The organism is Lutispora thermophila DSM 19022 (assembly GCF_900142105.1).
GTDB classification, from domain to species: Bacteria; Bacillota; Clostridia; order Lutisporales; family Lutisporaceae; genus Lutispora; species Lutispora thermophila.
Window position 1 is genome coordinate 1 of sequence record NZ_FQZS01000056.1, and the last position, 3,436, is coordinate 3,436.

The following is a 3,436-nucleotide window of genomic DNA, read 5'->3' on the forward strand; positions in this document are numbered from 1 at the left end:
ATTGTCAATCATTTTTACTGGTATTGTGACTTATTGGAACATTGTATTTCATATTTATCATTTGATGATATATTCTATATAGGGGTGATTTGATGGACTTTGGTAGTATATTAAAAAAACTGAGAACAGAAAAGAATATCACACAAGAAGAATTGGCAAAAGTATTAAATGTTTCAAGACCCACAATAGGTAGATATGAAATAAATGAAAGATTCCCTGATCAAGAGAACTTAGTTAAACTATCAAAGTTCTTTAATGTATCAATTGATTACTTACTAGGATTAACAGATATCAAGGAGCCGATAAATGAATTAATTAAAAAAGGTGAAGTGTCTATTAAGCCACCCAGTGATATTGAAAGAATATATGAGAGCTTGCCAGATGAGGAAAAGAAAATGTTTAATGATTATGCTAAGTACTTGGAGACAAGAGCTAAATTAAATCAAGGAGATAAGGAAAGCTCCGCCACCTCGGAAGCTATATAGGCAAAAAAGGTAGAAAAAAATATTATCCAAAACGGATATATTTTTTTTGACTTAAGTGCGGAAAATGCTGTATATAGTGGTATAAATATGTAGATTTTTGTCGAACATTATTAATCTTTAGTTACGGGGGGAAGTATAAAATGTCTAAACCTTTTATAATTGTGAAAATAAAACATGATGAGAGCAATATTATAAATTTTATCAAAGATAGTTTCAATAATAACATATATAGGTATTATAATCCTTGTAGCTTAGCTGACAAAGAAACTATTGAATCACTTGATAAAAATGAAGATTATAATATTATATTTATTATTTTTGAACATAGCTATGATGATAAATATAAAGCTAATAAGATTTTTATAGGTGAATGTAAAATAAAAGAAAACAGTAATTCAATTAATTACAAAATTAATGGAGATATAAATAGTGAACTTGTTATTAATAATTTTATTGATAGTTCCGGATTGGACCTTAAAAATGACTTCAAAAGAAACTCATATGTGAGTTTAGAATACTCCGACTCATTAATTACTCAACTTAAACATTCAACAGAAAAACCATATAAACCTGTAATTATTAAATACTCCGATCAATGTTATGATGAACTTGAAAGTGAAGCAAAATTACATAAATTCAGCCAAAAGAATGAACACTGTAGACGAGCTATAGGCATTTTAGAAAAGGATAAATCAAGGGGAGAATTTCAAAGGGATAGAGAGCGCATCATTCATTCTAAAGCTATGCGTAGGTTAGTTGATAAGGCACAAATATTTACTTCATCAAAAGGTGACCACTATCGAACTAGAATGACACATACACTTGAAGTTTCTCAAATTGCACGTGGTATAGCTCAAAGATTAAATCTTAATCTTGATTTAACAGAAGCTATTGCATTAGCTCATGATTTTGGACATACTCCCTTTGGCCATCAAGGAGAAAGAACTCTAGATAATATTTTGAAGAATAAAATTGAAATTATAAAAAATGGAGATATGCCTGAATTCAATGGCTTTGGTGGATTTAAACATAATTTTCAAAGTGTAAGAGTTTTATCGTACCTAGAAGAAAAGTATCTGGAATTTGAAGGCTTAGACTTATCATACCAAGTGTTAGAAGGGGTACTAAAGCATACTAAAGTAAAACTAAATGATTATGGAGAGCCAAAATATCATCCAGATGAATGTTACAGCATATCTGAGTTTTTGGTAAATGGTGAAATAGAATACCTTTTCTTAGACTATGATTTTCCTACTACACTTGAAGGCCAAATTGTTGCTATTGCAGACGAGATAGCACAAAGAGGACATGATTTAGATGACTCTTTTGCTTCTAATTACTTGACATATGATGAATTAATATCTTTTTTTGAACTAAAAAAATTAAAATCCCTTCAAGATACAATTATATTTTTAAAAAATGAACGTGATGAATTTGAAATTAAAAATAGAATTTATCCTGATAGAGATGATATATTAAGATCTCGTATTGTTTCTTCAATAATTAGCTATTTTATAAATGATGTTGTTACAGAATCTGAGAAAAGAATCAATAGTTATGAACCTACTTTTTTCTATCTTGAACATCATAGATTTGATAAAAAGTTAATATCTTTTTCACCTGAGGGAGCTTTTATTAATGATTATCTTGACAGGATTATCTCAAAAAGAGTAATAAACAGCTTAGAAGTTACAAAATTTGATAATAAAGCAGACTTAATCATTCGTTTTTTATTCGAAGCATATTACAATAATCCTAAGCTATTGCATAAAGGTACACTTATCAGAATTTATAGAGATATCAAGAAAATAAGTGACAATGTTATTGATTTTATTAACGGAAACCCAAAACTAATAGCAGATGAGTTCAGACAAATATGCTTTAAAGATCTATCGGAAGAGCCTGATGAAGAATATATCAACAAGAGAAAAATATTGGTAAGAAATATTACAGATTACATTTCAGGTATGACTGATAATTATGCATTGAATGAATATAATTCTATTTATAAGTAAGGAAGATTGATTTATAAATTATAATCAAATTTAATATGTTTTTTCTTCAGCAAGTAATTTATAAATAGAATACCTTCAAGCTTTCTACCTTACAAAATATACTATTCAAAAAGATCCGTAAGGACTTTTTTCCGCAAATAATCCTGACATAGTAAAAAGGTACTAATCATTGAAGGTGACACAGAAGATATTGTTTTAAGAGAAACAATATCAAGAATGCCAGAAATAGTAAGAAAAGATATATTACAAAACTGGCAAATCATTAAAGCCCACGGAAAAGCTGCTATTATATCTTTGGTTAAGTATTTGCAAGCTATGGGTATAAAACCTATAGTAATACATGATAGTGATGTCGGTAATGAAAAAGCTGAATCATATAATAAACCTATATTAGATGCTATAGGAGATGAATCAAGACGTATTATGTTAAATAAATGTGTAGAAGATGTTCTAGGCTATAAACCTCCATCAAATGAAAAACCTTATACCGCTTATAGCTTTATTAAAAATAATTGGAAAGAAGACTGGGAAAGCATAAATGAATCATGGAAATCAATAATGGAACAAGTGTTTAAAGATTCTTTTGCTTTATCTCTGGATAATATCTCTAATCCTGCAGAATTAGTAGCAGTAAGTGAAGACAATCATTAATCAATACACAAAAAAATATAATAAACTTTGTTCTATTAAAGTAAAGCACTTTTTATACTTACAACAAATATTCATTTTATTAATGGCAAATAAACAACTAATATATGTATATAGTTTGCCCATATTATTCTTCTTATACATTTAAGATAGAATAATATGGGCAAAATAGGCAGATAAATATATTTTATCTATATTTGTGACAGTTTGCCATATACAGAACTTATCATATATAATTAACATAACAGTCAAATTGTTAGAAAAGTAAATTATCTGCTCCTATCTCTT

Annotated in this window: 2 protein-coding genes and 1 pseudogene; all 3 read left to right on the forward strand. The window is 28.0% G+C overall.

The annotated features are described in order from the left end of the window. Positions 1-92: 92 nt before the first annotated feature. Entirely contained in the window at positions 93-485 is a 393-nt protein-coding gene (locus BUB48_RS17345; RefSeq protein ID WP_073028204.1) for a helix-turn-helix domain-containing protein, read from the forward strand. Between the two features lie 140 nt (positions 486-625). Beyond that, entirely contained in the window at positions 626-2,500 is a 1,875-nt protein-coding gene (locus BUB48_RS17350) for a deoxyguanosinetriphosphate triphosphohydrolase family protein (RefSeq protein ID WP_073028207.1), read from the forward strand. 162 nt (positions 2,501-2,662) lie between these two features. Continuing rightward, positions 2,663-3,151: pseudogene (locus BUB48_RS17355) on the forward strand (TOPRIM nucleotidyl transferase/hydrolase domain-containing protein); the annotation flags it as partial. Between the last annotated feature and the right edge of the window lie 285 nt (positions 3,152-3,436).

What these genes read in the sequence shown, in the direction of transcription:
- BUB48_RS17345 (WP_073028204.1), top strand. Translation starts at nt 93, where the DNA reads ATGGACTTTGGTAGTATATTAAAAAAACTGAGAACAGAAAAGAATATC.
- BUB48_RS17350 (WP_073028207.1), top strand. Translation starts at nt 626, where the DNA reads ATGTCTAAACCTTTTATAATTGTGAAAATAAAACATGATGAGAGCAAT.